This is a genomic window from Morganella psychrotolerans, assembly GCF_001676155.1.
Classification (GTDB): Bacteria; Pseudomonadota; Gammaproteobacteria; order Enterobacterales; family Enterobacteriaceae; genus Morganella; species Morganella psychrotolerans.
The window spans coordinates 289912-314961 of record NZ_LZEW01000023.1 but is presented as its reverse complement, the minus strand read 5'-3'; the positions used below and the strand labels follow the sequence as shown (position 1 = coordinate 314961).

25 protein-coding genes are annotated in these 25050 nt (G+C 46.2%); 10 read left to right on the top strand and 15 right to left on the bottom strand.

The window, feature by feature from the left end; translation table 11 throughout:
- Position 1: 1 nt before the first annotated feature.
- Positions 2-3112 carry a putative selenate reductase subunit YgfK gene (gene ygfK, locus AYY16_RS14500; RefSeq protein WP_067368025.1) on the bottom strand — a complete coding sequence of 1037 codons (3111 nt, stop codon included), beginning with the start codon at positions 3110-3112 and terminating at the stop codon, positions 2-4.
- 338 nt (positions 3113-3450) lie between these two features.
- The gene (locus AYY16_RS14495) at positions 3451-4125 is read right to left on the bottom strand and encodes an NTP transferase domain-containing protein (protein WP_082970757.1); all 675 of its coding nucleotides are present in this window, start codon (positions 4123-4125) and stop codon (positions 3451-3453) included.
- A gap of 59 nt (positions 4126-4184) precedes the next feature.
- Between AYY16_RS14495 and yqeC the strand changes: the two genes are divergently transcribed.
- The 4 genes from yqeC to AYY16_RS14475 all read left to right on the top strand — a co-directional run bounded on the left by yqeC (position 4185) and on the right by AYY16_RS14475 (position 7725).
- Entirely contained in the window at positions 4185-5000 is an 816-nt protein-coding gene (gene yqeC / locus AYY16_RS14490) for a selenium cofactor biosynthesis protein YqeC (RefSeq protein ID WP_067368374.1), read from the top strand.
- Positions 5001-5039: 39 nt separating this feature from the next.
- Entirely contained in the window at positions 5040-6656 is a 1617-nt protein-coding gene (gene yqeB / locus AYY16_RS14485) for a selenium-dependent molybdenum cofactor biosynthesis protein YqeB (RefSeq protein ID WP_067368021.1), read from the top strand.
- Positions 6657-6814: 158 nt separating this feature from the next.
- A complete protein-coding gene (locus AYY16_RS14480; protein ID WP_067368016.1) occupies positions 6815-7360 on the top strand; it encodes a toxin-activating lysine-acyltransferase in 546 nt (181 codons plus the stop codon).
- The gene (locus tag AYY16_RS14475) at positions 7357-7725 is read left to right on the top strand and encodes a hypothetical protein (protein ID WP_223861233.1); all 369 of its coding nucleotides are present in this window, start codon (positions 7357-7359) and stop codon (positions 7723-7725) included. The genes AYY16_RS14480 and AYY16_RS14475 overlap by 4 nt, the downstream gene beginning before the upstream one ends.
- A gap of 127 nt (positions 7726-7852) precedes the next feature.
- Here the strand turns inward: AYY16_RS14475 and AYY16_RS14470 are convergent, their stop codons facing one another.
- Positions 7853-8467, bottom strand: a complete 615-nt coding sequence (locus tag AYY16_RS14470; protein WP_067368013.1) for a LysE family translocator — start codon at positions 8465-8467, stop codon at positions 7853-7855.
- 142 nt (positions 8468-8609) lie between these two features.
- Here AYY16_RS14470 and AYY16_RS14465 point away from each other — a divergent pair, with 142 nt between their 5' ends.
- The 3 genes from AYY16_RS14465 (at position 8610) to AYY16_RS14455 (ending at position 11818) form a co-directional block, all read left to right on the top strand.
- Positions 8610-9515 carry a LysR family transcriptional regulator gene (locus AYY16_RS14465; RefSeq protein ID WP_067368368.1) on the top strand — a complete coding sequence of 302 codons (906 nt, stop codon included), beginning with the start codon at positions 8610-8612 and terminating at the stop codon, positions 9513-9515.
- Between the two features lie 35 nt (positions 9516-9550).
- Entirely contained in the window at positions 9551-10444 is an 894-nt protein-coding gene (locus tag AYY16_RS14460) for a PhzF family isomerase (RefSeq protein WP_067368011.1), read from the top strand.
- A gap of 324 nt (positions 10445-10768) precedes the next feature.
- Entirely contained in the window at positions 10769-11818 is a 1050-nt protein-coding gene (locus tag AYY16_RS14455) for a mechanosensitive ion channel family protein (protein ID WP_235846319.1), read from the top strand.
- 91 nt (positions 11819-11909) lie between these two features.
- Here AYY16_RS14455 and AYY16_RS14450 read toward each other — a convergent pair whose 3' ends face one another.
- Positions 11910-12242 carry a hypothetical protein gene (locus tag AYY16_RS14450; protein ID WP_067368007.1) on the bottom strand — a complete coding sequence of 111 codons (333 nt, stop codon included), beginning with the start codon at positions 12240-12242 and terminating at the stop codon, positions 11910-11912.
- A 334-nt stretch (positions 12243-12576) separates the two neighbouring features.
- Here AYY16_RS14450 and AYY16_RS14445 point away from each other — a divergent pair, with 334 nt between their 5' ends.
- Both AYY16_RS14445 and fghA read left to right on the top strand, forming a co-directional pair.
- Complete coding sequence (locus AYY16_RS14445) at positions 12577-13686, top strand: S-(hydroxymethyl)glutathione dehydrogenase/class III alcohol dehydrogenase (protein ID WP_067368004.1); 1110 nt, start codon at positions 12577-12579, stop codon at positions 13684-13686.
- Positions 13687-13801: 115 nt separating this feature from the next.
- Positions 13802-14632 carry an S-formylglutathione hydrolase gene (fghA, locus tag AYY16_RS14440; RefSeq protein WP_067368002.1) on the top strand — a complete coding sequence of 277 codons (831 nt, stop codon included), beginning with the start codon at positions 13802-13804 and terminating at the stop codon, positions 14630-14632.
- Positions 14633-14672: 40 nt separating this feature from the next.
- Here the strand turns inward: fghA and AYY16_RS14435 are convergent, their stop codons facing one another.
- Positions 14673-15209: an RNA 2'-phosphotransferase gene (locus AYY16_RS14435; RefSeq protein WP_067368365.1), complete on the bottom strand. Its 537-nt coding sequence runs from the start codon at positions 15207-15209 to the stop codon at positions 14673-14675.
- 107 nt (positions 15210-15316) lie between these two features.
- Positions 15317-16546 (bottom strand): MFS transporter, encoded by a 1230-nt coding sequence (locus AYY16_RS14430; RefSeq protein ID WP_082970756.1) that lies wholly within the window; start codon positions 16544-16546, stop codon positions 15317-15319.
- Positions 16547-16785: 239 nt separating this feature from the next.
- On the opposite strand from AYY16_RS14430, the gene AYY16_RS14425 reads away from it, so the two are divergent.
- Complete coding sequence (locus tag AYY16_RS14425) at positions 16786-18408, top strand: DUF4139 domain-containing protein (RefSeq protein ID WP_067368000.1); 1623 nt, start codon at positions 16786-16788, stop codon at positions 18406-18408.
- Between the two features lie 166 nt (positions 18409-18574).
- Here the strand turns inward: AYY16_RS14425 and AYY16_RS14420 are convergent, their stop codons facing one another.
- The 9 genes from AYY16_RS14420 to AYY16_RS14390 form a co-directional block, all read right to left on the bottom strand.
- Positions 18575-19519 (bottom strand): hypothetical protein, encoded by a 945-nt coding sequence (locus tag AYY16_RS14420; protein WP_067367998.1) that lies wholly within the window; start codon positions 19517-19519, stop codon positions 18575-18577.
- A gap of 196 nt (positions 19520-19715) precedes the next feature.
- Entirely contained in the window at positions 19716-20468 is a 753-nt protein-coding gene (locus AYY16_RS14415; protein ID WP_067368358.1) for a fimbrial biogenesis chaperone, read from the bottom strand.
- A 25-nt stretch (positions 20469-20493) separates the two neighbouring features.
- Positions 20494-20967 (bottom strand): FimD/PapC C-terminal domain-containing protein, encoded by a 474-nt coding sequence (locus AYY16_RS19890; RefSeq protein ID WP_162271063.1) that lies wholly within the window; start codon positions 20965-20967, stop codon positions 20494-20496.
- Entirely contained in the window at positions 20951-21400 is a 450-nt protein-coding gene (locus AYY16_RS21460) for a fimbria/pilus outer membrane usher protein (RefSeq protein ID WP_162271062.1), read from the bottom strand. Before AYY16_RS21460 ends, AYY16_RS19890 begins: the two co-directional genes overlap by 17 nt.
- Positions 21378-23033 (bottom strand): fimbria/pilus outer membrane usher protein, encoded by a 1656-nt coding sequence (locus AYY16_RS21750; protein ID WP_412778968.1) that lies wholly within the window; start codon positions 23031-23033, stop codon positions 21378-21380. The genes AYY16_RS21460 and AYY16_RS21750 overlap by 23 nt, the downstream gene beginning before the upstream one ends.
- A 102-nt stretch (positions 23034-23135) precedes the next feature.
- On the bottom strand, positions 23136-23603 hold the full coding sequence (locus AYY16_RS21745) for a fimbrial biogenesis chaperone (protein ID WP_082970762.1): 468 nt from the start codon (positions 23601-23603) through the stop codon (positions 23136-23138).
- Between the two features lie 196 nt (positions 23604-23799).
- A complete protein-coding gene (locus AYY16_RS19875) occupies positions 23800-24393 on the bottom strand; it encodes a fimbrial protein (RefSeq protein WP_082970751.1) in 594 nt (197 codons plus the stop codon).
- Entirely contained in the window at positions 24359-24493 is a 135-nt protein-coding gene (locus AYY16_RS21740; RefSeq protein ID WP_412778967.1) for a fimbrial biogenesis chaperone, read from the bottom strand. Before AYY16_RS21740 ends, AYY16_RS19875 begins: the two co-directional genes overlap by 35 nt.
- 74 nt (positions 24494-24567) lie before the next feature.
- Positions 24568-24957, bottom strand: a complete 390-nt coding sequence (locus tag AYY16_RS14390; RefSeq protein WP_067367988.1) for a fimbrial biogenesis chaperone — start codon at positions 24955-24957, stop codon at positions 24568-24570.
- Positions 24958-25050: the final 93 nt, after the last annotated feature.

Here is a 25050-nt window from a genome sequence, read left to right as displayed (position 1 = left end):
TTTATACCTCCACCCGGCCTAACAGATAGTGATAGTGCTTGTTGACGTGACTCATAATGCGGCACATCGCTTCCAGCTCCGGCGGAACATCAGTAAATTCACCATTACCGTTCAGTTTCATCTCGCAGACATTGCCGTCCAGACGCACGGTAAATTTATCGCCGTCAGCCAGGAAACCCGGGTTGGTGCTGTTGGTGAAATCTTCCGGCAGGCTGAAGATAGTGACTTTGTCTTTGTAAGGCTTACCCTGCCACGGACAGAACTGCGCACAGTTGCCGCACTCATTACACATCGCGTCGAGGTGAAGTGTCTGATAACGGTCACGGAAGCCCGGGATTGCCAGTGACATATTGGCGCGGTTCGGGCAGACATCCACACATTTCGCACAAACGTAATTACATTCCAGGCAGCGCTGTGCTTCCTGCTTCACAAAGGCTTCGCGGTCGTCACTGTTTACCATCTGCACGGCTATTGCACCTTTGCGGTCAGTGATTTCCTGCGGGTCAGCATTGAGCCAGTATTTATTACCATAGTGAGAAAGGATGTTTTCGCGCTCAAGAATGGTATCCACCGCATGTCCGGCGTCACCGATAGCGGCAACAATTGAGGACGGACCGCTTTGCACATCACCAATCAGGAACACATTCGCGCGGGTGGTTTCGCCGCTGTTGCGGTATACCGCAGGCCAGCCGTCATCACCCATCGGCACGCCGATTTGTGATAACGCTTCGCAGTCCTGCTGCTCGCCGATGGCGGTTATCACGCTGTCAATTTTCAGAGTGACCGTTTCGTCAGTTGCCACAGGGCGGCGGCGACCTGACTCATCCGGCTCACCGAGTTTCATGGTGCGCACCAGCAGTGTGCCGTCTGCATTAAACTGTTCCGGATTGTGCAGGAACATAAATTTCACATCATCTTCAACCGCTTCTTCATACTCTTCCGGCCAGGCAGGCATTTCAGACTGAGAGCGGCGGTAGATAACCGTCACATCCTGTACACCGGCGATACGTTTGGCTGCGCGGGCGCAGTCCATCGCGGTATTACCGGCACCGATAACCGCAACGTGTTTACCCATCTGTAATGGCGCGTTGTTGTTGTAATCGTGCAGGAACGGCAGAGATTTGTAGACATTGCGGTTATCACCGGCGAGTTTCACGCCGCTGTTTTTATCTGTTCCGATCCCGACCAGCACATAATGGAAACCCTGCTCCAGCAGTTTATCGACAGTCAGTGTCGGGTCGCAGCTGTATTCAAATTTTACACCGTGGTCGGCAACAAACTGAATATCATGTTCGATGGTTTCACGCGGAATACGGAAATGCGGAATAATATTGGCGACGACACCGCCCGCATTGGCTTCTTTTTCAAAAATAGTCACCTGATGACCTGCGCGGGCGAGGAAATACCCTGCAGCCAGACCCGCAGGACCGGCACCAATCACCGCGACAGGGTTTTTATCACCGGTTCCGGCGGGTTTATGCCAGCGCGCTTTATACTCTTTCCAGCCTTTTTCCACGGCGATTTTTTTCAGCTCGCGGATATTCAGCGCACTTTCATAATCCAGGCGGGTACAGTTGTACTGGCACTGGTGATCACAAATATGACCGGTGATGGCAGGCAGGGCATTGCGCTGATAAATCAGCTCCAGTGCATCGGCGTAGCGGCCTTCGCCCAGCAGGCGGATATACTCAGGAATATCCTGCTTAATCGCACAAGCGGTTACGCAAGGAGCGACATAACAGTCTGTCATCGGCAGCGGACCACCGGCATCAATTTCCTGGTCTGATTTCCAGTGTTTCTGGGTATATTCCATGCTGACAGAGCGCTCAGCAAGTGCATTCAGTTTGCCCACATCAACCTGTGTCATGCCCCAGGCATCTGAGTCTTCCAGTGCATTCAGACACTCTGTCTGGCGCATGTAACCACCTGGTTTCAGCAGGTCAGTTGCCATGGTGATCGGACGGATACCGGACTCAAAAATATCGCGGATATTAAATTTACTGGCACCACCTGAATAGGAAATAGGCAGTTTGCCGTCAAAGTGGCGGGAAAGCAGGGCGGCAACATTAATAGAGAGCGGGAACAGAGCACGCCCTGACATATACATCTCTTCACCCGGCAGACGACCTTTGTGATTCACTGTGCCGAGGGTATTGGTCAGCTTCACGCCGAAGCCGCGTTTCACTTCTTTCCCGAGATCCAGCAGACGCTGTAACATTTCCAGGGCGCGATCCAGTTTCAGATCATGTGAAAAAGACTCCTCACTCAGCCCGATATAATCAAATCCGCAGGTATCGAGAATCTCACGCACGCGGGAAAAGCCGAGCAGTGTCGGGTTCAGCTTCACATAAGTATTGATGTGCTTCTCTTCCAGCATATAGCGGCAGATAGCTTCAATTTCATCCGGCGGGCAACCGTGCATGGTGGAAAGTGTCACACCTTTGGATAAATCACCCGGAACCAGGTCGGCGACTGCCAGCAGATCAGCTTTGCGGCTCTCTAATCCCAGTTCTGCCAGGAAACCCGGACGGGAGATAAAGGCTTTCATTTCGTCACGGTACTGCGCGAAAGACGGTAACTGAGAGGAATCCATCATGGCGTGAATATACTGCTGCATGCGCGGCTGTTTAATTCCGTCAAGGTTATACCCGACACTCATATTAAAGATGAAGGATTTGGCTTCGCCTTTGGTGCGCGGGTCAAAAATGGCTTCTAATAAATGAAGGGCAAACCAGGCTTTCAGATATTCATCGTGGGCTTTCGGCAGGGTAAATTCAGTGGACCATTCAGTGTTGAAACATTCATCCTGCGCATCAATGCAGGGTTTTTCCAGCTCCAGGGTATCGATTATCTGAACGGTTTTCACCTCGATAAAGCGACCGCCGGTAAGCCATGACACCACAATATTTTGTGCAAGCTGAGTATGGGGACCGGCTGCGGGGCCGATCGGCGTCTCATAGGTTTCACCAAATACGGACAGAAGTGGGTGCTGCTGTGCTTTCCGGTAAAATTGCCGTTCATTGATCCCAAAAATAGAACGACTTGCCTTATATTCTTCAAAGATCCGGTTCAGAAGTTCACCGAACGGAACGGGACGCATTATATCTCCCATAAATACTCTCCTTGCTGCAATGTGAGGGGGCATGCCGGTGGAGCGGGACATGCAGCTGTATACACTCAACGGTTGCAACAATTACGCCAGATAGCGCAATTCATCATCGGGGAGATAAAAAAAGTGTGAGACAAATCTAATATTAATGACAAAGTGTGAAACAGCTCGCACCATGCTAAATGCGAATATGAATCAATAAAAAACATCTTGATTACTATGGGGTTAACATATGAATGAGATTCTCAAAAAAAAAGAAAATCTGTATCAGATTGATAATGGCAAAAGCATATTAACAGTTAATGTTATTAATGAGACGGATGTAATAGTGTGCAAATGCCTTACACGCGATAATGCTGCTGATAAACATCCCTGGTGTCGATGTCGGTTATCACCGCATCGCTGTCCATATCAAGGAAGTAATGGGGTCCGGCAAGCAGGCGTTTTTTCATATTACTGCCCTCCGGCAATGCCAGAGCATTCAGCAGGCAGTCGCGGGAGAGCAACACGGGATGGCCCGGAACTTGCTTGTATCTGGGGAGCAGCGCGGCATCACTGCGCAGCGCCCATAACTGCTGCCAGATATCAGGGGTGAGAAACGGCACATCACCGTGAGTCAGAAAACAGTAGTGAGTACTCACAGCCTGCGCAGCAAGGCGCTGTGAGGAGAGCAGACCGGTTTCAAAATCCGGATTATGCAAAATCTGAATCCGGCTGACTGACTGATAACGCGCTGCCAGCTCTGTGCCCCGGTAGCCGGTCACCAGGATGATGTGGTGACAAAAATGCAGTGCATTGTACAGACTGGTATCCAGCAATGTATTGGTGCCATCGCCCCACGGCAGCATCATTTTCCACTCACCCATCCGTGAGGAAAGCCCGGCGGCAGTCACAATGCACGTTATTTCCTGCGGACAGAGCGGCGCGGGCAAATCATGCAGCCAGGGTACAGAAGATGATGCAGAAGAGGATAAATAAGACAACGCGGTATCGGCTGAAGCCGTGTGAGACGGCATAATAGGTGTAAACTCCGCTGATGGTTTTTAAAAAGTTACCGACATTCAAAGGCTTAGAGATGACAATGACAAGTGCTCTGAACACCCGGATACCTGCCCGTAGTTGCGCCACTATACCTGAACCGCTGCGCCGGTTATGTGATACACATCCGGGCGGACACGCCATGGTGATAAGTATTGTCGGCGCAGGCGGCAAAACCAGTTGTCTGTTCTGGCTGGCGTGCGCTTTTTCTCAATTAGGGAAAAAGGTGATGATCACCACAACGACCCACATGTTTCTGCCCGACGAGGGCTTTCCCGTCATTTTTGCCTGCCACCCGTCCCGGTTACCGGATTCGGTCATCAAACGGGGATCGTTTGCCTGTTATGCAGGCTGGAGCCCGCAGAATAATAAGGTTTGCGGCTTCTCCCCTGACGAAATTAATGCGCTGGCAGAAAAGAATTCGGTTGATGTTATTTTGACCGAATCTGACGGAGCCCGCGGTTTTGGCATAAAAGCGCCGGGTGAGCATGAACCTTGCATACCTGAATACAGTGATTGCGTTATTGCTGTAACGGACGGGCAGCTCCTGGGCGCGGCCGTCGGGCCTGATAATGTTCACCGGTGGTCACATTTCTCTGCCGTAACCGGCTTAAACAGCGGTGATACACTGGATTTGAGCGCAATAAGCCGCCTGATCCGGCACCCGCAGGGGATGTGGAAATCAGCACCACAGGACGCATTACGGATCTGGCTGATAAACCGTTTTTCTCAAAATGAGAATTTCTCGCCGGATGCGCTGGCAGACTGGATACGCGGCACGTCACTGGATGCTGTCTGGTTCGGTGCCGTCAGGGAAAACCCCGCAATCACACATATTTTGCAGCGACAATAATATCAATGATAAATGCAGGGTATCCATTGAGGTCTGTTTATGAAAATTTTTACCGAAGCAGCGAAATTGGTTGAGAAAAACTGCCCGTTTGCCATGGCAGAAATTATCGAATGTTCAGGTAGTACGCCACGTCACAGTGCACAAATGTTGGTGATGGGGGATGGAAAAACCATCGGGACTATCGGCGGCGGTATGGTTGAGCGCAAAGTTATCGAAGAAGCGGTAGAGGCACTGCACGAAGGCCGCTCACGAATGTTCCACGGGCGCATGGCCCGTAACGGGCAGCATGCGGTTGGTTCTGACTGCGGTGGTGCGATGTCGGTTTATATTGCGGTACACGGCGTGCGTCCGCGACTGATTTTACTTGGCGGCGGGCATGTGAACCGCGCCATTGCCCAGATGGCGGCATTTCTTAATATCGATATTCATGTGGCGGATGTTTATGCGGGCAGCCTGGAGCCGGACTTGTTCCCGCCGTCCACCCGCCTGTGGCATGTCCCTTCCTTTACCGATGCGGTTTCTCAACTTGATCCTCAGCCTGAAGACTATGTGATTATTGCCACCAACAGTCAGGATCTGGAATCCCTCAATTGCCTCATTGATAAGCCGCTGAAATACCTGGGATTACTCGGCAGCCGCCGCAAAGTTCAGACATTCACCAAACAATTAAGTGAATCCGGGGTATCAGAAAATCAGTTAGCGAAACTGTATGCACCGATTGGCTATGATATTGGCGCAGAAACCCCTCATGAGATTGCTGTCAGTATTCTCGCAGAGTTATTGCAGATTATGCATGGCGCACCGGGTGGCGCGATGAAACAGAATCCGGCGGAAAGCCGCAGACCAAAACGGGTGGTTATCCGCGGGGCGGGCGATCTTGCCACCGGCGTGGCGCTGCGCCTTTATCACAGCGGCTTTGATGTGATTATGCTTGATATCAGCAAGCCGACTGTTATCCGCTGCACTGTCTCTTTTGCCCAGGCACTTTACGATGGTGAAAGCTGTGTGGAAGGGGTCTGCGCCCGTTATGCACATGATATTGATGAAGTAACCCGCTATCTGAAAGAGGGTACTATCCCGGTGCTGGCGGACGAAAACGGTGAATTATTACCGGCACTCCAGCCGGATGTCGTGATCGATGCTATTATTGCCAAGCGCAATATCGCCGGGACGCACCGTAAAATGGCACCTTGTACAATTGCACTCGGTCCCGGGTTTGAGGCGGGTGTGGACTGCGATGCTGTAATTGAAACTCAGCGCGGGCATCATTTAGGGCGCGTGATTACCCACGGCTGCGCGGCACCCAATTCCGGTATTCCCGGCAATATCAACGGCAAAACCACAGAGCGTGTACTGCGCGCACCGCACAGCGGCATGATGACCCGGCACATTAATATCGGCGATGTCGTTCATGAAGGTGATGTCATTGCGCGCATAGGCGAAACAGAAATTCTCTCCCCGATGGACGGCATGGTACGCGGTCTGCTTAATGAAGGATTATGTGTTCCGGAAGGTTTTAAAATTGCGGATGTTGACCCGCGCGGCGCACTGGCGGATTTCAATTCTGTCTCTGATAAAGCCCGTGCGATTGCCGGTGGTGTGCTGGAAGCCATAATGACCCGTCTGAATAAGATGGATAATGCAAAGTCCTGCTGACAGACAGCCGTAAAAGAAACAGCCGGGATCTTATCCGTGATCCCGGTTTTTTTATGGCTGTAATCCCTGAACTCTTCAGATTTCAGAGGATGCCGACTTCTGTTTTTTGTGTAATACGCTACCCTCATACACAGTAATATCTGCGTAAGAGATGAATAATGAAAATCGGCAAATATACAGTCTACGCGCCGTTTCTGGCTGATGATAAGCCCAGCGAGGCGGAGATTTGGGGGGCAGCAGTCTGGTTATGGATGCTCTCTCCCCGGCACAGTAAAACGCCGCTGCGTTCATTGGGAAAGCTGCTGTTGCCGCTAGTGAAACAAAAACAGTATGTGCTGGCGCTGGATAATAATCAGCCCTGTTTTTTCCTCAGTTGGGGCGCTTTGAGCGCGGAGGTTGAACAGCGCTATTTAGGCGGCTGTGATGAATCAGACCTGTATCAGCAACTGCGCACAGGTGAGCGCATCTGGTTATTTGACTGGATAGCGCCTTTTGATGATGACAATGAAATGTCCGCTATTTTAATGAACTCTGTTTTTCCGGATCGCTGTTTTCGCATGCTGCGCCTGAATGAAATAGAGAAAAGTATAAAAATCATTGAATTTAAAGGAAATAATCTCAGTGAACAGCAGGCGCTGGCGTGGCGGGCGGCGCATCCGGTTACGTATCCTGATAAAACAAGTCCGGAGAAAATAAAACAGTGAAAAAAATATATCTGATCATTGCACTGTTATCCGCCGGGTGTGCAGATGAATCCATTTACCCTGCCTATACCTCTGATTCGCTGATGATGCATGCTAACGTGGCGATAACAAAAGACTTCTCCGCGAATGATATTTCAGATCTGACCATTACGAATATTGTTGAAAGCCAGCCGTCATTCAGCGGAAAAAGAGAAATCCGTTTTACTGTTTCTTCCGGTATGACAAAGAAAACGTATGACTGTGTCCGCTCCGATTATGCTGTCCGCCGGTTTGGTGAGCAAGCCATGAACCCGGTATCGCCGGGTAACATGGAATGTATACCCTTATTCATTCAAACTGCAGGTTCGTTGGCTGCGCTCAGATAGCCGGGTCACATACTGATGTATGCTCCCCATCTATCTTCCCTTGCCGCCTTCCCGCATCTTGAATGACGTTGGGTATAAAATAAAAAAATAATCAAGGCTGAACACTTTTCAGCCCCGGACGCGATATTTAGTTTATCGTAAAGAAAACCAGTGAAATACCCAGCAGCATCAGCAGAACGCCAATGACTTTATCCATCAGTAACTGGTGATTAAGAATTTTATTACGGATAACCGGATTAGAAAAAAACAGCGCAATCAGACTGAACCACAGCAAATGGACAAACGAAATAAATAATCCGTAACTGAAATTTATCAGCAGGGAATTATGACTGCTGATAACTTGTGTATAAACGGACACCACAAAAAACATAGTTTTCGGGTTCAGGGCATTAACAAAAAAGCCATTGCGGAATGCCCCGACAGCGGACAGCGCAGCACTTTCCGTATTATTCACCGAAATCCGCGTTTTATTGGTGAAGGATTTAAACCCCAGCCAGACCAGATAAATAATCCCGAACGATTTAATGACGGTAAATAAGAGCGGGGATTGCATAATTAACAGCGTGATACCAAAAACAGTGTAAATAACATGAACCTGCACACCAAACGCAATACCCAGCGCGGAGAATAATCCGGTCCGCGTGCCGTACAGATAACTGTTGCGCGTCACAGCGGCAAAATCCGGTCCCGGGCTGATAACAGCCAGCGTGGTAATAACAGCAACTGCAATAATTTCATTCATTCTGACGATCCCTGATAAAAACTAACCTGAAAGATGAAGTGTCAATTCATCATTTTCTGTCTGCAGGAACTATTATCACGGGTTTGTATAAGAGAAAAAAACGATATATCCTGACAGAAACAGGTTAGCTTTTGTGACAGATATGAAACTTCCGCCATTATCATCATTACGCTTTTTTGATGCCGCCGCGCGAACCGGCAGCTTTATGAAAGCCGCGCAGGAACTGCATGTCACTCATGGTGCCGTGAGCAGACAAATCCGCCTGCTGGAAGAGGATTTAGGTGTTTTTCTGTTTGAACGGCGCAACCGGGCTGTATTTCTGACCCCGGCGGGTCAGACATTGTTTCAGACCACCGGGCAGATCTTCAGCCAGCTTGCGCAGACAGTGGAAAAAATACAGCATCAGCAGCAGGACAATGTGGTCAGTATTTCCTGTGAACCGACGATTGCGATGCGCTGGCTTATTCCTCGTCTCAGTGATTTTTATCAGCGTTATCCTGCCATTACTGTGCATCTTATTACTGCCGGCGGGGCTATCGACTTTGCGAAAACCGGTGTCAGTATCGCGTTGCGCCGTAACGATTTTAAATGGCATCATGATATTCATTCAGTGGAATTATGCCCCGAATGGATTGGCAGGGTGCAGCGCCCGATGGTATCGCAGGATACTACCGGTTCCGTCCTGCTGCTTCCGGCGACGCGTCAGGATGTCTGGCAGACGTGGCAGCAATTATCCGGTGATTCAACGGATTGGCAACGCACTGTTTCCTATGAGCATTTTTATATGTGCATTCAGGCGGCGCTTGCCGGGCAGGGTGTCACCGCCGCTTCTTTTCTGATGGTGGCGGATGAATTGCTCTCAGGACAGTTAGAGGCATCTGCCGGATTTATGACAGACAATACCGCGTATTATCTGCTTTTCCCGTCAGTGCCGGAAAAAGAGAGTCCTGCATGGGTTTTCTCTCTCTGGCTGCGTGAAAAAATTAATGAAAGCCTGACAGCATTGCATATCCGCAGTCTCCCGCCGGAGAGTGATACTATCGGGTAAGATATCTGTTTTTCGTCGTATTACCGGAGAAAACCATGACACCACATCTTTTTCATGTTGATGCATTTACCAAAGAGTTGTTCAGAGGAAATTCAGCTGGTGTAGTGCTGAATGCTGATGAGTTAACTGAAGAACAAATGCAATTGATTGCCCGCGAACTGCGCCACTCTGAAACAGCGTTTGTTCTGAAAAGTGAAGAAAGTGATATACGTATCCGTTATTTCACACCATCAGCGGAGGTGCCGATTTGTGGTCATGCGACAGTATCGGTTCACTATGTCCGGGCAAAAATGCTGGGACTGAAAAGTTGCACACTGTATCAGTCCTCTCTGGCAGGTCGCCATCGTGTTGATATTGATTATAAAAATGATGACTACATCATCACGCTGGAGCAGGGGGAGCCTTTATTTGAGCCGCCGCTTGAAGGGGATATCCGTACCCGGATCATCCGTGCGCTTGGTTTAAGTGAAGATAATATTCTGACCGGATTGCCGGTACAGATTGTTTCCACCGGACATTCTAAAGTGATGATCCCGCTGAAATCTGATGTGTCTGTTGATAATATCAATCCTGATTTAGCCGGACTTGCAGCGATCAGCGGCGAAATTGGCTGCAACGGATTTTTTGTTTTTTCCATCCGTCCGGGCATCTGTGAAACTGACGGGCGAATGTTTGCCCCGGCGATTGGGATTGCTGAAGACCCGGTGACCGGCAATGCTAACGGACCGATGGGCGCATGGATTGTCCGCTACGGACTGATGCCGCATGATGGCAAAACATTGCGGATCCGGGGGCATCAGGGACGGGCTATCGGGCGCAGCGGGACTGTGCATGTGACTGTGAATATTAAAGACAATCAGCCGCAGAAAGTCAGTATCTCAGGGGAAGCAGTTATTTTATTTGATGCGCCATTGCCGTTGTTGGGTTGATTTGACTCATCAGCTGATATTTTGATGTATACCCTTATTCATTCAAACTGCAGGTGCGTTGGCCGCACTCAGATAGCCAAGTCACATACTGGTGTATGCTCCCCGTCTATCTTCCTTTGCCGCCTTCCTGCATCTTGAATGACGTTGGGTATATACTGTGGGGTATTATGGAAAAGTTAATTGAGATATATGATTTCATCGCATCAAGCGCCATATTATCGGCGGTATTTTTGTTTGCGGTTTTATTAGTCACCTGGTTTCTCGGGCGGATGATTTTTTTGCGGGTGGCAAAACGTCTGCTGTCATTATTTACCAATCTGACTGATGACGAGACTATCCACAGCGTTGCCAAAAAAAAGTGCCTCTGTCGTTTCTGTCACGCTTGTTCTCTATATTAATAAAATGCTGCCGACATTTTCAGCCGAAATGAATATTCTGTTCAACACGGTATGCAGTGTTTTTCTTATTATCAATCTGGCATCACTGGTTAATGATGGTCTGGATATTTTTATTCTGCGCCATTCCGGACGGGTATCTAACCGAAACAGCTCAATAAAAGGCTATATTGAGATTGCAAAAATCGGGGTATGGGTTGTCACATTCATCTTGATAATAGCCCTGATGACATCTCAGTCACCCCTGATTATTATTTCCGGTTTTGGTGCTATTGCCGCTGTACTGATGTTTGTTTTTCAGCATACGTTATTATCATTTGTGGCAAATATTCTGGTTTCAAACGGTAAAGTATTGAAACTGTATGACTGGATAGAACTGCCCAACAGTAATATCAGCGGGGAAGTGATTGATATTGCACTGCATACTATTACTATCCGTAACTGGGATAATACCATTTCCCGCATTCCGACCAAGGATTTCCTGACGGAGAAATACACCAACTGGCAGCCGATGTTCTCTTCCGGCGGACGCCGTATAAAACGCAGTTTTTATATTGACCAGTCTTCAGTTTCATTTGCCACAGAAGATCTGCTGGCGGAACTGCGGGATTCTGAACCGCTGCGCCGTCCGCTGGAAGCTATGTTAGAAGAGAGCAATCATAGCGGTGATATTAATGAGTGGATGGTAAGCAACGGAGTGACTAATTTACAACTCTTCCGTAAATACATTCTTAACTGGATAAAGGCGCGTGGTGATGTGCGGGCTGATATGTATCTGGTGGTCAGAACGATGCCGCCGACCCCGAACGGGCTACCGGTTGAGATATATTGCTTTACCCGTTCAACAACCTGGGTGGATTATGAGGAAACACAGTCGCAGATTTTTGAGTATGTGAATGCGTCAGCAAAATATTTTAAACTTGATATTTATCAGCATCCGTCAGGAAACGATCTGTCAAATATAAGACGCTATTTGTGATAAATAATATATAACAAGACACCGGCAGATGTACAATATCGTGCCGGTGTTGATTTCAGTCTGCATTAAAAAATAAAACAGACTTAATGTATTAAATGCCGTTGGTTATTTCATCGAATTTAAGGCGGAATACGGATTTCATCTGTACTCTGCATTTAATATCGACTTTGCCATTTCCGGCCTGGCGGATACGGTTAGCCATTTTCCCTAATTGTGATGCGATGTAGCCGATACCTGGCATCGCGCCTGCGGGGGTCGGAACATATGCCATCATATTTGTGCATTTTTCTGCTTCAGACAGCATTTCCCAAATGACAGTAACCGCTTCATCGGTCATCGGCACTCTGCCCGCATAGACCGGGTCGTAGAAATTAGCTAAAATCACGCGTGCATTATTTCTGTCAATATCTGTAAACTGTGACATATTATCAGCTTCCTTTATATATATGATAATAAAAATAATTCATCCATGTTGTATTGCTGTCACATGTTAATTCATTAACTGTAAGTCAGTCAAAATATAAAAATATTATAAGTTATAATTGCAATTGGTAATAACATTTACGTATCCGGTCGTCGGGTTTGTATTATTACTGATAACATACCGTGCATGCCCGGATGATATTCCGGCTCACTGATGATGTATTATTTCCCCCCGGCACCCTGCTGACCTGCGCTATACAGCCGGCGGTATTGTGCGGTATGGTTACGCCATCCGTGCTTACCCTCTGTGAGCCTAAGTTGATAAAGGAACCGTTATGAAATCACGCGCAGCCGTTGCCTTCGGGCCGGGGTTACCCCTTGAAGTTGTTGAAATCGATGTTGCTCCGCCGAAAAAAGGTGAAGTACTGATTAAAATCAGCCACACCGGCGTGTGTCATACGGATGCTTATACCCTTTCCGGTGATGATCCTGAAGGGCTGTTCCCTGTGGTACTGGGTCATGAAGGTGCCGGGGTGGTGGTTGAAGTCGGGGAAGGTGTGACCAGTGTGGTGCCGGGCGACCATGTGATCCCGCTGTATACCGCGGAGTGCGGTGAGTGCGATTTCTGTACCTCCGGCAAAACTAACCTGTGTGTTGCTGTGCGCGAAACTCAGGGGAAAGGGGTGATGCCGGACGGCACCAGCCGTTTTTCTTACAATGGTCAGCCGCTGTATCACTATATGGGCTGCTCCACATTCAGTGAATACACGGTGGTTGCTGAAGTCTCTCTCGCGAAAATTAACCCAAAAGCGAATGCGGAGCAGGTTTGTCTGCTTGGCTGTGGCGTGACCACCGGCATCGGTGCGGTTCACAATACCGCGAAAGTGCAGGAAGGGGAGTCAGTTGCCGTATTCGGTCTTGGTGGTATCGGGCTGGCGGTTGTACAGGGCGCACGTCAGGCAAAAGCCGGACGCATTTTTGCCATTGATACGAATCCGTCAAAATTTGAACTGGCAAAACAGTTCGGCGCAACGGACTGCATCAATCCAAATGATTATGACAAGCCAATCCAGCAGGTGCTGGTTGAGATGACAAAATGGGGCGTTGAGCATACCTTTGAATGTATCGGCAACGTCAATGTGATGCGATCCGCGCTGGAAAGTGCGCACCGTGGCTGGGGACAGTCCGTGATTATTGGTGTGGCAGGGGCAGGGAAAGAGATCTCCACCCGTCCGTTCCAGCTGGTGACCGGGCGTGTCTGGAAAGGCACAGCATTCGGCGGCGTGAAAGGGCGGACACAATTGCCCGGCATGGTCGAAGATGCCATGAGCGGAAAAATTGAGCTGGCACCGTTTGTCACACATACCATGGAACTGGATAAGATTAACGACGCGTTTGACCTGATGCATGAGGGTAAGTCTATCCGCACGGTCATCCATTACTAAGATACCCTTATTCATTCAAACTGCAGGTTTGTTGGCTGCGCTCAGCTAGCCGCCTGCCTGCATCCTGAATGACGTCGGGTATATACGTGTCACAGATATTATTTAAGGGAATATTATGGAACGGATTGAACACCACCAGTGTTTCGGCGGGAGCCAGGAAGTCTGGCGTCATCATTCAGAGACGGTGAATACGCCGATGACGTTTTCTGTGTTTCTGCCACCGCAGGCAAAAACGGAAAAGTGCCCGGTGCTGTACTGGCTCTCCGGGCTGACCTGTGACGAGCAGAATTTTATCACTAAAGCCGGTGCGCAGCGCTACGCCGCCGAACACGGCATTATTATTGTCGCACCTGATACCAGCCCGCGCGGCAGCAATGTTGCGGATGATAAAGAGTATGATCTGGGACAGGGAGCCGGGTTTTATGTGAATGCCACACAAGAACCGTGGAATGAACACTATCACATGTATGATTATGTTCTGAATGAATTACATGAGCTGGTTACTGCACACTTTGGAACATCGCCAAAACGCAGTATCTGCGGGCACTCAATGGGCGGTCACGGCGCATTGGTTCTGGCATTGCGTAATCCGGATGCTTTTTGCTGTGTCTCTGCGTTTGCGCCGATTGTTTCTCCGTCACAGGTGCCGTGGGGGGAGAAAGCATTTTCAGCTTACCTCGGCGCAGATACGGCGGCGTGGGAGCAATACGACGCGGTAAAACTGATCGAATCCGGGCATAAAGTGGCGGATATTTTTGTCGATCAGGGGCTTGCGGATCCTTTTTTCAATAAACAACTGAAAACCGGATTACTGAAGTCTGCCTGTGAAGCCAACGGGATCCCGCACAATATCCGTATTCATGTCGGATACGACCACAGCTATTACTTTATTGCGAGTTTTATCCCGGAGCATATTGCGTATCACGCCGCACGGCTGAACGCATAAATCTGCGCAGTAATCTTAACCCGGCTCAGCCGGGTTTTTTCTATGAGAAGTATTTGATCGGGACATGCGGTGTCTGCCAGACGCCGTCATCCGCCAGATAAAACGGATATCCGGTTTTAAACATTTCACCTGCCGCAATGGTCAGCACAACAGGATCGCCGTGGCGCGCACCGGCTTCCAGTGCCGTGCTTTTGTCAGCACTGAGATGCACATTGTTGCGCTTTCCGGCTATCAGACCTAACTCACAGATATCACTGATAAAGCGGATCGCGGTGCCGTGAAACAGAATGTCCGGCGGGGTCTGCGGCGGATGGTCAATTGCTGTCTGTGTGGCGCAATGCCCCTGTGCCGAGCGGATAAACAGCCCGTCCGATGAAATCGTGAAAGGATCTGTATGGTTATCCTGAACAATTTGCTCAAGCATCTCCCGGCTGAGTGGCGTGCCGTGTATCTGCATCTGACGGAGCAATATGACGATATCAGTCCAGCCGTCATTATCCGGGTGAATATCAATGGATTCAGGTTCATGTCTGAGGACATGGCTTAATAATTTGCTGACTCTTTCGTATTCATTCATCTTATTTTTTCTGTTATTCGTTTTCCGGCAAAATAAGCGGGTATTCATTTAAGGGCGCTATTGTGTGCTGAGTATACCCCTTTGTCGTTGTAACATATTGATGCCGGTCAGATTGAACTCAGCACCCGGTTTTTAGTTTCCTGCCCGAGGAAGATAACCGCGAGGACAGCGATCACGATTGCCAGACTGAAAATCATGAAGATACTGCTGACAGCAAACTGATACTGGATCATATATCCCGCCAGCAACGGGCCGATGATCCCGCCTATCCGCCCGACAGCCGTTGCTGTACCTGTGCCGGTTGCCCTGACGCTGTCCGGATATTGTTCCGGCGTATAGGCGTACAGTGCGCCCCATGCGCCGAGGTTAAAGAAAGAGAGCAGCATTCCGGCTATCACCAGCATGGTGGCAGAGTCCGCACAGCTAAACCAGTAAGCACTCACTGCGGTTCCGGTGAGATAGGTGACTAACACAAATTTTCGTCCGTATCGTTCAATCAGCCAGGCAGCGCTGAAATAGCCCGGTAACTGCGCCAGGGTCATAATCAGAACATACTGGAAACTCTTGATTAAGCTGAACCCTTTGAGCATTGCCACACTCGGCAGCCAGAGAAAAATGCCGTAATAGGAAAAGACCACACAGAACCAGAGGATCCACAGCATCAGGGTGGCACGGCGGTATTGCGGTGACCAGATAAGCGACATGGATTGAGCGATGGTGAGTTTCGGGCGGGTTTGTGCCGCATAACGGGATGTCGGCTCCGGCAGTTTTGCCCGCAGCCACAGGGCATACAGTGCGGGTAGTGCGCTGAGCAGCATGGCGGCGCGCCAGCCGTAATCCGGAATGACGTAATAGGCGATCAGCGCCGCAATCAGCCAGCCGACTGCCCAGAAGCTTTCCAGCAGCACAACAATGCGTCCGCGTTCATGAGGCGCGACACTTTCACTGACCAGTGTCGAGGCAACCGGCAGTTCACCGCCCAGCCCCATCCCGATAAAAAACCGCAGAACCAGGACAACAACAAGCGAGCCGGCAACAGCGGTCAGACCGGATCCCAGACTGAACAGCAGCAGTGTCAGGATAAAAACCGGTTTGCGTCCTTTCCGGTCCGCCATAATGCCGAATACAAACGCGCCGACTGCCATTCCGGCTGCATTCATACTGCCTATCCAGCCGAGTTGTGCCGCACTCAATCCCCAGTCAGCCTGCAACGCCGCCAGCAGGAATGCCAGTAATCCCACATCCATAGCATCAAATGTCCAGCCCATCCCGGCTATCCATAATAGTTTGTTCCGCGAGAGTGTTGCCGGTGCCTCTGGTGTATTTGCCATCGTCATGTGTATTGCCTTTTCCGCCTATCCGGATGAGTGTGTTTAGTATACTAAACAAAAAGTGAGGTGATGTTAATACTAAAATATAGTTTTAAAAAAATCAGTAACATGTTTACAGGTGTGGAAGTGTCACAGGTTGCTTATTTTTAAGGTTATTCCGTTATCTTCCGGCAGGTTGCTGACCTATTATAAAAGGTTATTAACAGTGAACGGATGGTAATTCTGATAACCGGGGAGTCAATGAAATGGCATTAACGTACAGCGTAAAAAGTACGCTTCTGGTGGCCGGTATGGTGATGTCGGCAGGTGCGGTGGCAGAAGCACAAAATGTAATTGTTCAGGATGTAAAACTTAACAGTGCGACGATTTTTCTGCGTGGCGCAGAACTGTTTAACAGTGCCACACTGACACTGCCTGCCGGAGCAAGCGAAATTGTGCTGTCAAATGTGGCAAACAATATTAATCCCGCCAGTCTCTCTGTCATATTAAATAATGATGATGTGACGATTCAGTCAGTCAATTTGCGCAGCGAAGCAAAAGAACCGGTTTATCCGGCAGATATCAATGCTCTGAAAGCACAGATTGACACCGCTGAGCAGGCGGTTGCGCAGCTGAATATGTTTATTCAGGTAAATAATGAACAGCTGGGATTACTGCGGGATCAGGACTTTTTCGGCAGCAGCGGGGCATTATCCACGGAGCAATCCGTGCAGAAGCTGGCGTTTATCCGTGAGCAGATGATAAAAATCTACGGTGAACAACTCAGTTATCAAAAACAAATCAGTGATAAAACAGAAGAAATCACCCGGCTGAAGGCACTGTTTGCAGAAAAAACCGCCCGGTTTGACGGACGACAGCCACAGATTGTCGTCAGTGTGGCGGCGAAAAAAGCGGTTACCGCAGAGCTGGATATTGCTTATATCACCGCCGATGCCGCCTGGGCGCCTGCGTATGATATCCGCACCACCGGGCTGGATAAGCCGGTAACACTGACATATAAGGCAAATGTTATTCAGAATACAGGCATTAACTGGGATCAGGTAAAACTGACATTATCATCGGCAGACCCGGTACAGACTATTGCACCGCCACAGCTTTTCCCTTGGTATCTGGCTCAGGTTCAGGACTATGAAACCCGGAATATGATGGCAGATATGGTCGCTGCACCTGCTCCGATGGTGATGGCGGGGGAGAAGTCAGCGAAAAATAAAAAAGTAAGCCGTGGGATAGCTGACTTTGTCAGCACCGACAGTAATGGTATCAGTCTCAGTTATACCATCGCGCAGCCGTATTCACTGCCATCATCACAAGAGTCGCGTTCGCTGACCATCAAACAGACAGAGTTGACCGGGAAATACCGCTATATCACCAGACCTAAGCTGGATGAGCATGTTTATCTTCAGGCGGATATTGATAATGCCCCGGCACTTAACCTGCTCAGCGGCAACGCGAATATTTACTTTGCAGACCGGTACATCGGTACCTCGTTTATTGATGCTGCTACTCTGACGGATAAACTGGCGGTTCCGTTCGGGATGAATAAAGATATTCAGGTAACGCGCACAGTGAATGCGAAACTGAAAAAACAACCGGGTATTCTCGGCTCTGCCGTTGAGCAATCCGAAGGCTATATTATCCGCCTGAAATCGGTTTACAGTGAACCTGTTACTGTACATGTGTTTGACCAACTGCCTGTCAGCCAGGACAGTAAAATTCTGGTAAAAGATATGGAATTTGGTGATGGAAAACTGGATAAGAAAACCGGTGAGATTGAGTGGGAAGTGACACTAAAACCACAGCAGGAAGTGGAGTTACCGCTGAATTACACCCTTAAGTATCCTAAAGATACCCAAATTTACGGGTTATAATATATATACCCTTATTCATTCAAACTGCAGGTTCGTTGGCTGCGCTCAACCAGCCGGGTCACATAGTTTATCTATGCTCCCCGTCTGTTTTCCCTTGCCGCCTTCCTGCATCTTGAATGACGTTGGGTATATGAAAAGTCGGTTAAAATAACCGGCTTTTTTATGATTAATTAAATGTGATGGCAACTTCTGCGGTCGCATTTACTTTTCCGTAGGGTAACGGATCTGATTTATTCCCTGCGGAGCACAGTCGCCATGTTACAGGTGTATCAACAGATTTAGTCTTTTCGGCTGGTGTGATAGTGGCTATTTTTATTTTACCCTGATTAAATTTGATACCATTAGATAAATTACACTGCCCGTTAAAATTAGCACCGACAGAGTTTTTTATTTCACCGGTAATATATCCGCCACCTTCTTTTAATTTCAACCTGGAGTAGTCACCATTATATATTCCGGATACGGCTCTGAATTCCAGGTTCATATTATAATTAGAGCCCTGGCCATTCTGCGAACAGCTTGCATTAATCACTGAGGTTGTTTTACCCAGTTCTTTACCTGCTTCATTACTGTAGGGAACATCGCCGAAGTTGATGGTTGCCGGTGTACTGACATTACATTCCAGAGTAGATACTTTGATGATAGTTTCAGGGGTGAATAATGATTCAACCTGTGTATTTGCTGCCCATAACGTGGCATACGCCCGGAAGTCGGTGATAGTGGTATTTTTTTGTGTACCATCACCGTGAATAGACCAGCTTCCGACCATCCATACCCGCCGGGTTGGTGAACCATGAAACGGAGATACCGTATTTACATCACCAAAGTTTGCACAGTTTGCATATTTTTGTGAGAGCTGAAGTGGCGGAGAGCTGGCGATGTTGGCTGACAGAAATGGAGTCGGACCAAATTCACCGCCAGCTTCTACTACTCTGCCGGCGGTATTGGTGTAAGTGACCTGAAAACTGGCCTGGGGAACGATAATAATACCGGGAGCCAGCCTGACCCCCTGGGCTCCGTTTACCATGGCAGAATAATTTTTTTCGGCACAAAAAATATAATTACCGCCAAGACCCATTGCAACATTAGGGAAGCCGAGATTAGGTGCCATACTTGTTACGCCAGTTCCCGTCATTGTTATGTTGAACGTCTTACCCGACCAGAGTTGCCCCTTTCCGCCATTAACTGTAATGGTTTCAGCGCGTGCCGCAGAATAAAGTGTTAATGACAGTATGCCTGCCAACATTAAACATTTAGTTATACTTCTTTTTATTGTTGTCATTTTTTCACCTGAAAAATAATAATTACTATTGGCTGCAATCAGATATAGTTTGTTTTTCTGATGGTGTTATCCAGCCACTTTCATCAATTAGTGTCCATTCCGCTTGCTGATGATTTAAATCACTTTGAATTTTATACGGATAATTTTCATGCGGTGGTACCATATGGCGTAATTGCTCTTCGCCGATATTTTCTTTATCTGTTTTAAGAGAACTGAATACCAGCCAGTATGGCGTATTGTTTTTTGCAATCAGTATATTGCCTTTTTTACATAACACCGGTAATGAAGATGATGCATAAATGAAATCCCGGGTTAATTCTTTTGGCCGATAAAATAATTTTAGATTAATAACAGTAGCCAGAACAATACTATTATCAGCAGCATCAGGTTGCTCGGTAACCGGAATTGCTTTTAACGAAATAAAGAAAGCCGATTCATTCTTATCTGACAGAGTAATACTGTTTATCCTGCGAATATGCAGTGTCTTTTCACTGTGTGCAGCAAATTTATCAAGCGGTGGTGTGATGATAAATGGCATCTTTTTACGTTCTGACTGACTTACGCCTCCTGTTTGCGGATCAATATCACGGACAGCAGATTGAAGAAGGTAGTCATTATCTGAGTTATTTATAATGTTGAGCGTAACGCCTTTCCGGTCATCTTCATGAAAAATAACCCGGGTAACATGTAAGGATAATCCGCCGCTATTATCAGGTGCTGCCTGAACATTTGTCAGCGAACTTAATAAAATACATAATGTTATAAAAAGATATTTCATAATAAGTACCATTTTCTGATAAGTTTTACTGACACTGTAGTGAAACTTCTTTAATAAAATGATTATCGTCATCAATTGATGTACTGTCTTTTTTCAGGTTGTAATTGCTGCGACAGGACTGATTAGCCGAATTACCCCATTTTGCCAGTATAGTTCCTTCAGCGGGAAGACCGGAAAGATAAACCTGTCCGCTGTCACCGACAATCCCGCTATTTGTATTATCACCTTCAGCGGAGACAATTGTGCCAAATGGTAATTCACTTCCGTTATGGCTTAATGTAAAGAGTACCTGGTAGCCCTGCTTCGTTTTAAATTTCGCGAGAACAACGGCATCTTTTGTCGGATAAACATTAATAACAGAGCTGTCCACTTCCACATTATCCGGCAGTGTTGTGACATCTAATGCAACTGAATTTTTATTATAGGGATTACCGGCAAAAACTAATGCCTGTCCACGACTATTAATATCGGAAAGCCCGGTATTAATTTTTTGTACCACCGGCGCCGGGTGCATCAATAAGGACTAATGCCGTATTGCCCGCCTGTTTAGAAAAAATCACGCCTTTTTCATGGAGAACAACAGTACCGTTAATGTTGGCATTCAATGAGTTATAATTATTTCCATAACTATAACCAACACTGCTGTTTGTTATGTTTCCGGTATAATTAGCATTTAGGTTTGTATTATTAGTCTGGTCGCTGTTATGTGAGTAGTCCTGATTTAATGACAAACCCACTTTATTATCAAGAAAAGAGGTTCTTAAACCAAGATTGTTCGTTGTCGATGCGTTCCTGCTGCCATTGAGTGAATAGGAAGCTGATGAATTTTTTGCAAATTCATTATTACTCATCACAGATAAAGGGATCTGTATATTGGCAGTCCAGCGCCTGTCTTCCGGCCAGGTATTGTTATCGCCTTTCTTTTTTTTCAATACTGTAAGAAAGCGAGTAATTTATATTATTGAGCGATCCGTTATAACCCATTGATAAATTGTTATTTACGGTTTTATTATCCCAGAAGTCTTCACGGTTACCGGCAACAAAAACAGATCCATATTTACCCAGCTGCTGGCTGACACTCAGGCGTAAACTTGAGCGCTGTTTTCCGTTTGCCCATGCATTATCTGTATACTGAAAATTATTAATTTCATTGAAATCATGATAGTTTTCAGTCGAGTAACGGTACGCCGCCAGGTCAATAGTAGTCCCGGTAGATAACATGTTTTTTGCATATTTTATCCGGTAAGACTGACCTTTTTCCCGCTGATGTGTATTTTCCGGTGTTGTATCTGATGTCGTAATATCAACAGACAGCGCGCCGAATTTACCCAGTGATGTACCAACCCCCATAACAGTGGAGTAATATTTTTCTGAAATCAGGGCGCCACCATATACGGTGATATTTTTTGGTAAACCATAACTGAATGCACCAAGAAGGAATGACTTCTTCTTTGAGTTTTTACTGTTATATTCCCCTGACGACGCTTCATACTTAAATCCGCCTTCCCGCTCCATAACCGGGAGTCCGCTGGATGCATAAAGCTGTTTTCTGACCGTACCGTCGGCTTCTGTTATTGTTATTTCTAACTCACCGGATAACTGCGATTGCCGGATATCATCAATCGAAAAGGGACCGGGAGAAACATAAGTCTGATAAATGACATTATTATTCTGGCTGACCGTGACGGTAGCATTACTGTTGGCATAACCGGTGATAGTCGGCGCAAATCCGCGCAGTGACTCCGGGATCATGTCGTTACTGCTTGATAATGATATTCCTTTGATAGGAAATGACTCAAAAATATCTAAGGAAGGAAAAATTTCACCAATTTTAAGATTGGATTTTAATGATTTAATGTCACGGTATAACCTGACATTATTAATATCATGATTGTTATTGGATGTGGTTTTTCCATCTGAAGTTGATTTATAGTAGCTATTACTGGCATTCATCCTCAGTCGCCATGCCTGAAAATTTAAACCACCATATAGTTGTGTAAATAAATTTTCAGATTTAGTACCATTTGATCCAGTTTTCCCACCCATAATATTATAGTTTAGTATCAGGGCAGGTACTCCGTCATCCCAAAGCAATGGGTCAGTTGATCCATTATCTTTGTTTCTCATTACAATCTGAGGAAAGCTGAACAGCAGATCCAGTTTGTTTTCATTAAATGTAAATTTATAGTCAGGTATTAATTCAGATAAATTGATAACAGGTTTATCTTCGGGTAAATCTTTCAGATAAGGCGTATCTTTTATATTGACACCGAAGCTCATTAACTGTAATGGCGTTAATAGAGGCGCTAGTTTATTTTCTTTATCCTGGTAGAACGTAATTAGTTCTTCACTGTTAAATCTGCTATTAACACTAATATTGACGTAATATTCACCCAGAGGGAGTTGGTCATCTTTTTCATAACTGGATAAATCCAGGTCAGATACGGTATTCTCACCAAAGGATAAAAAGGCAGGATCAAAGAAATCATCTGCAAAAGCCTGGTTTACAGATAAAAACACAGATACCGGTATTATTGTTAATACAAAAAAATGCTTATTTTTCATTTTATATTTTTTCATTTTTAAGTATTCCCTTGTGTTAAAAATAATATCTTTTATTAATTGTGTTTTATCCGGGCATCGCAGTACTCAGAGGAGGTTCCATAGTCATTGATATATCTCCATTTTATTTTTTTGTATTTCCGGAGCTATATTTATTTTGACATTGTCAAAAGGGTAAATCATTACGGGTCTGTCTAATATGTTTTCGTTATCATTAACTATTACTTCACTTATGGTGATGAAATAAGCGGTCGTGTTGGTTGTGGTAACCTGTTTATTCGTTGTTTTCTCAAAGTTCAGGTTGCATACTGAATGATGAGTGAGTTCAGGTAATGACGCGGGTCTTATAAATACTTTAATAACACTTCTTAATCCAACTGAAATATAATCATTATTAATATGACTTTCAGGCGTTGACGGGATCGCAAGAACAGAGAGATAGGCAATATCTTCACGATCTGATACATGATGTTTCTTTTTCCATAGTTTTATGGTCTTTGTTTCATTTCCCTTTATTTTTAGTAACGGAGGCGAAATGATGATGCTATCATTTTTTTTTGTCGTTAATTTCAGGCCCTGTCAATATATCGCTTTTTATAAGATATATATTATCGCTATTATTCTTTATTGATAAGCTATCAGTATCATTGACGATAATGACTCTTGTTTTATTAAGTATTATCCCGTTTGTGTTGTTTTGTGCATGACAATTAAATGCGAATAGGAATAATGTTGTAAAAATAATGTTATTAAATATATGTTTTTTCATTTAGTCATATCTGAAATCAAAATAAACAATGGCTTTCATTTCACCCGGTTCTTTTTGTGCTTTATTACAGGTTATGGGATCTCCACACGTAAGCCCGGCATGAAAATTTATGGACTCACCTATAGGGAAATCCTGTCCATTGTAGTTAAATTCAATTCTGTCTCCGGGCTTTAATTCTTTGTCCTGGTATGTTGGCGACTGGTTTTTATGAAATATCATCGCGCCAATATTTTTGAGTTTCGAATTATCCTGTCTGAAAATCCACTTTCCATCCTGACTTTTAAATCCATTTCCGGAGATAACCACCTGTGGTTTCAACCCGGTTCCGGGTAATCCGGTGCAATTTTTAATATTGACCGAAAATTGTTTTATATCTGACAACTGTGATCCTTTCAGTTGTGACGCTATTACCCGGTTAAATCGTATACTTGAATTTGATACTGATAATTCACAGGATAAACGTAAGATATTTGCTGTAAAGTTTAACTGGGCAGTCGTTGCTGCCTTAGCTTGGAAAAATGGTAATAATATCAATAAACTGATAATTGTTTTTTTTATGTTAACGGGTAAATTCCAGCAAGCCACCAGCATCATTGATAATTGTCCATTTTATTTTTTTGTCAGTGAGCATTTTATTCAGCAGGTATGAATGCTTTTCAAATGGCGCAAGCATTGGTTTTTCTGAAATGACAATATTTTCACTGCCTACTTTTACATTGATTAAATTAATGTAATAAGGTGATGGGTTTGTAATAGTAAGTTTTTTTATCAGTGACGGAAAATGTAAGGTTTTTTTTGTGCGTCATCTACTGTTACCGGAAGGTTAGCTGGTCTGTAAAATAGTTTAATAACAGATGCGATTCCGATATTAATGCCACCACCTACAGCGCTATTCTCATCATTATTTTTATTCGCAGCACTCAGTGCTTTGCTGTTTATATAAAAAAGTGATTCCCTGTCCGCAGGCAAGTTCCTGTTTATCTGGATTATCTTAATCTGATTAGATGATCCCGGTAATACTTTAGTTAATGGCGGAATAACTTTGAAGTCATTTACTGCTTTTCCTTTCGGATCATCAGTAATTATCGTCTGTGTCAGAATAGGCGTATCCGGAGAGTTGTTAATGAGATCCAGCGGAGCACTTTTTTTGCCCCTCATTATAGACAACCCGCAGTGCGCCTAACTGGAATGACATGCCTGCTGTGTTCGCATGAGCAGATAATGTCATAAGTAAAAGAAAAGGGATTAATA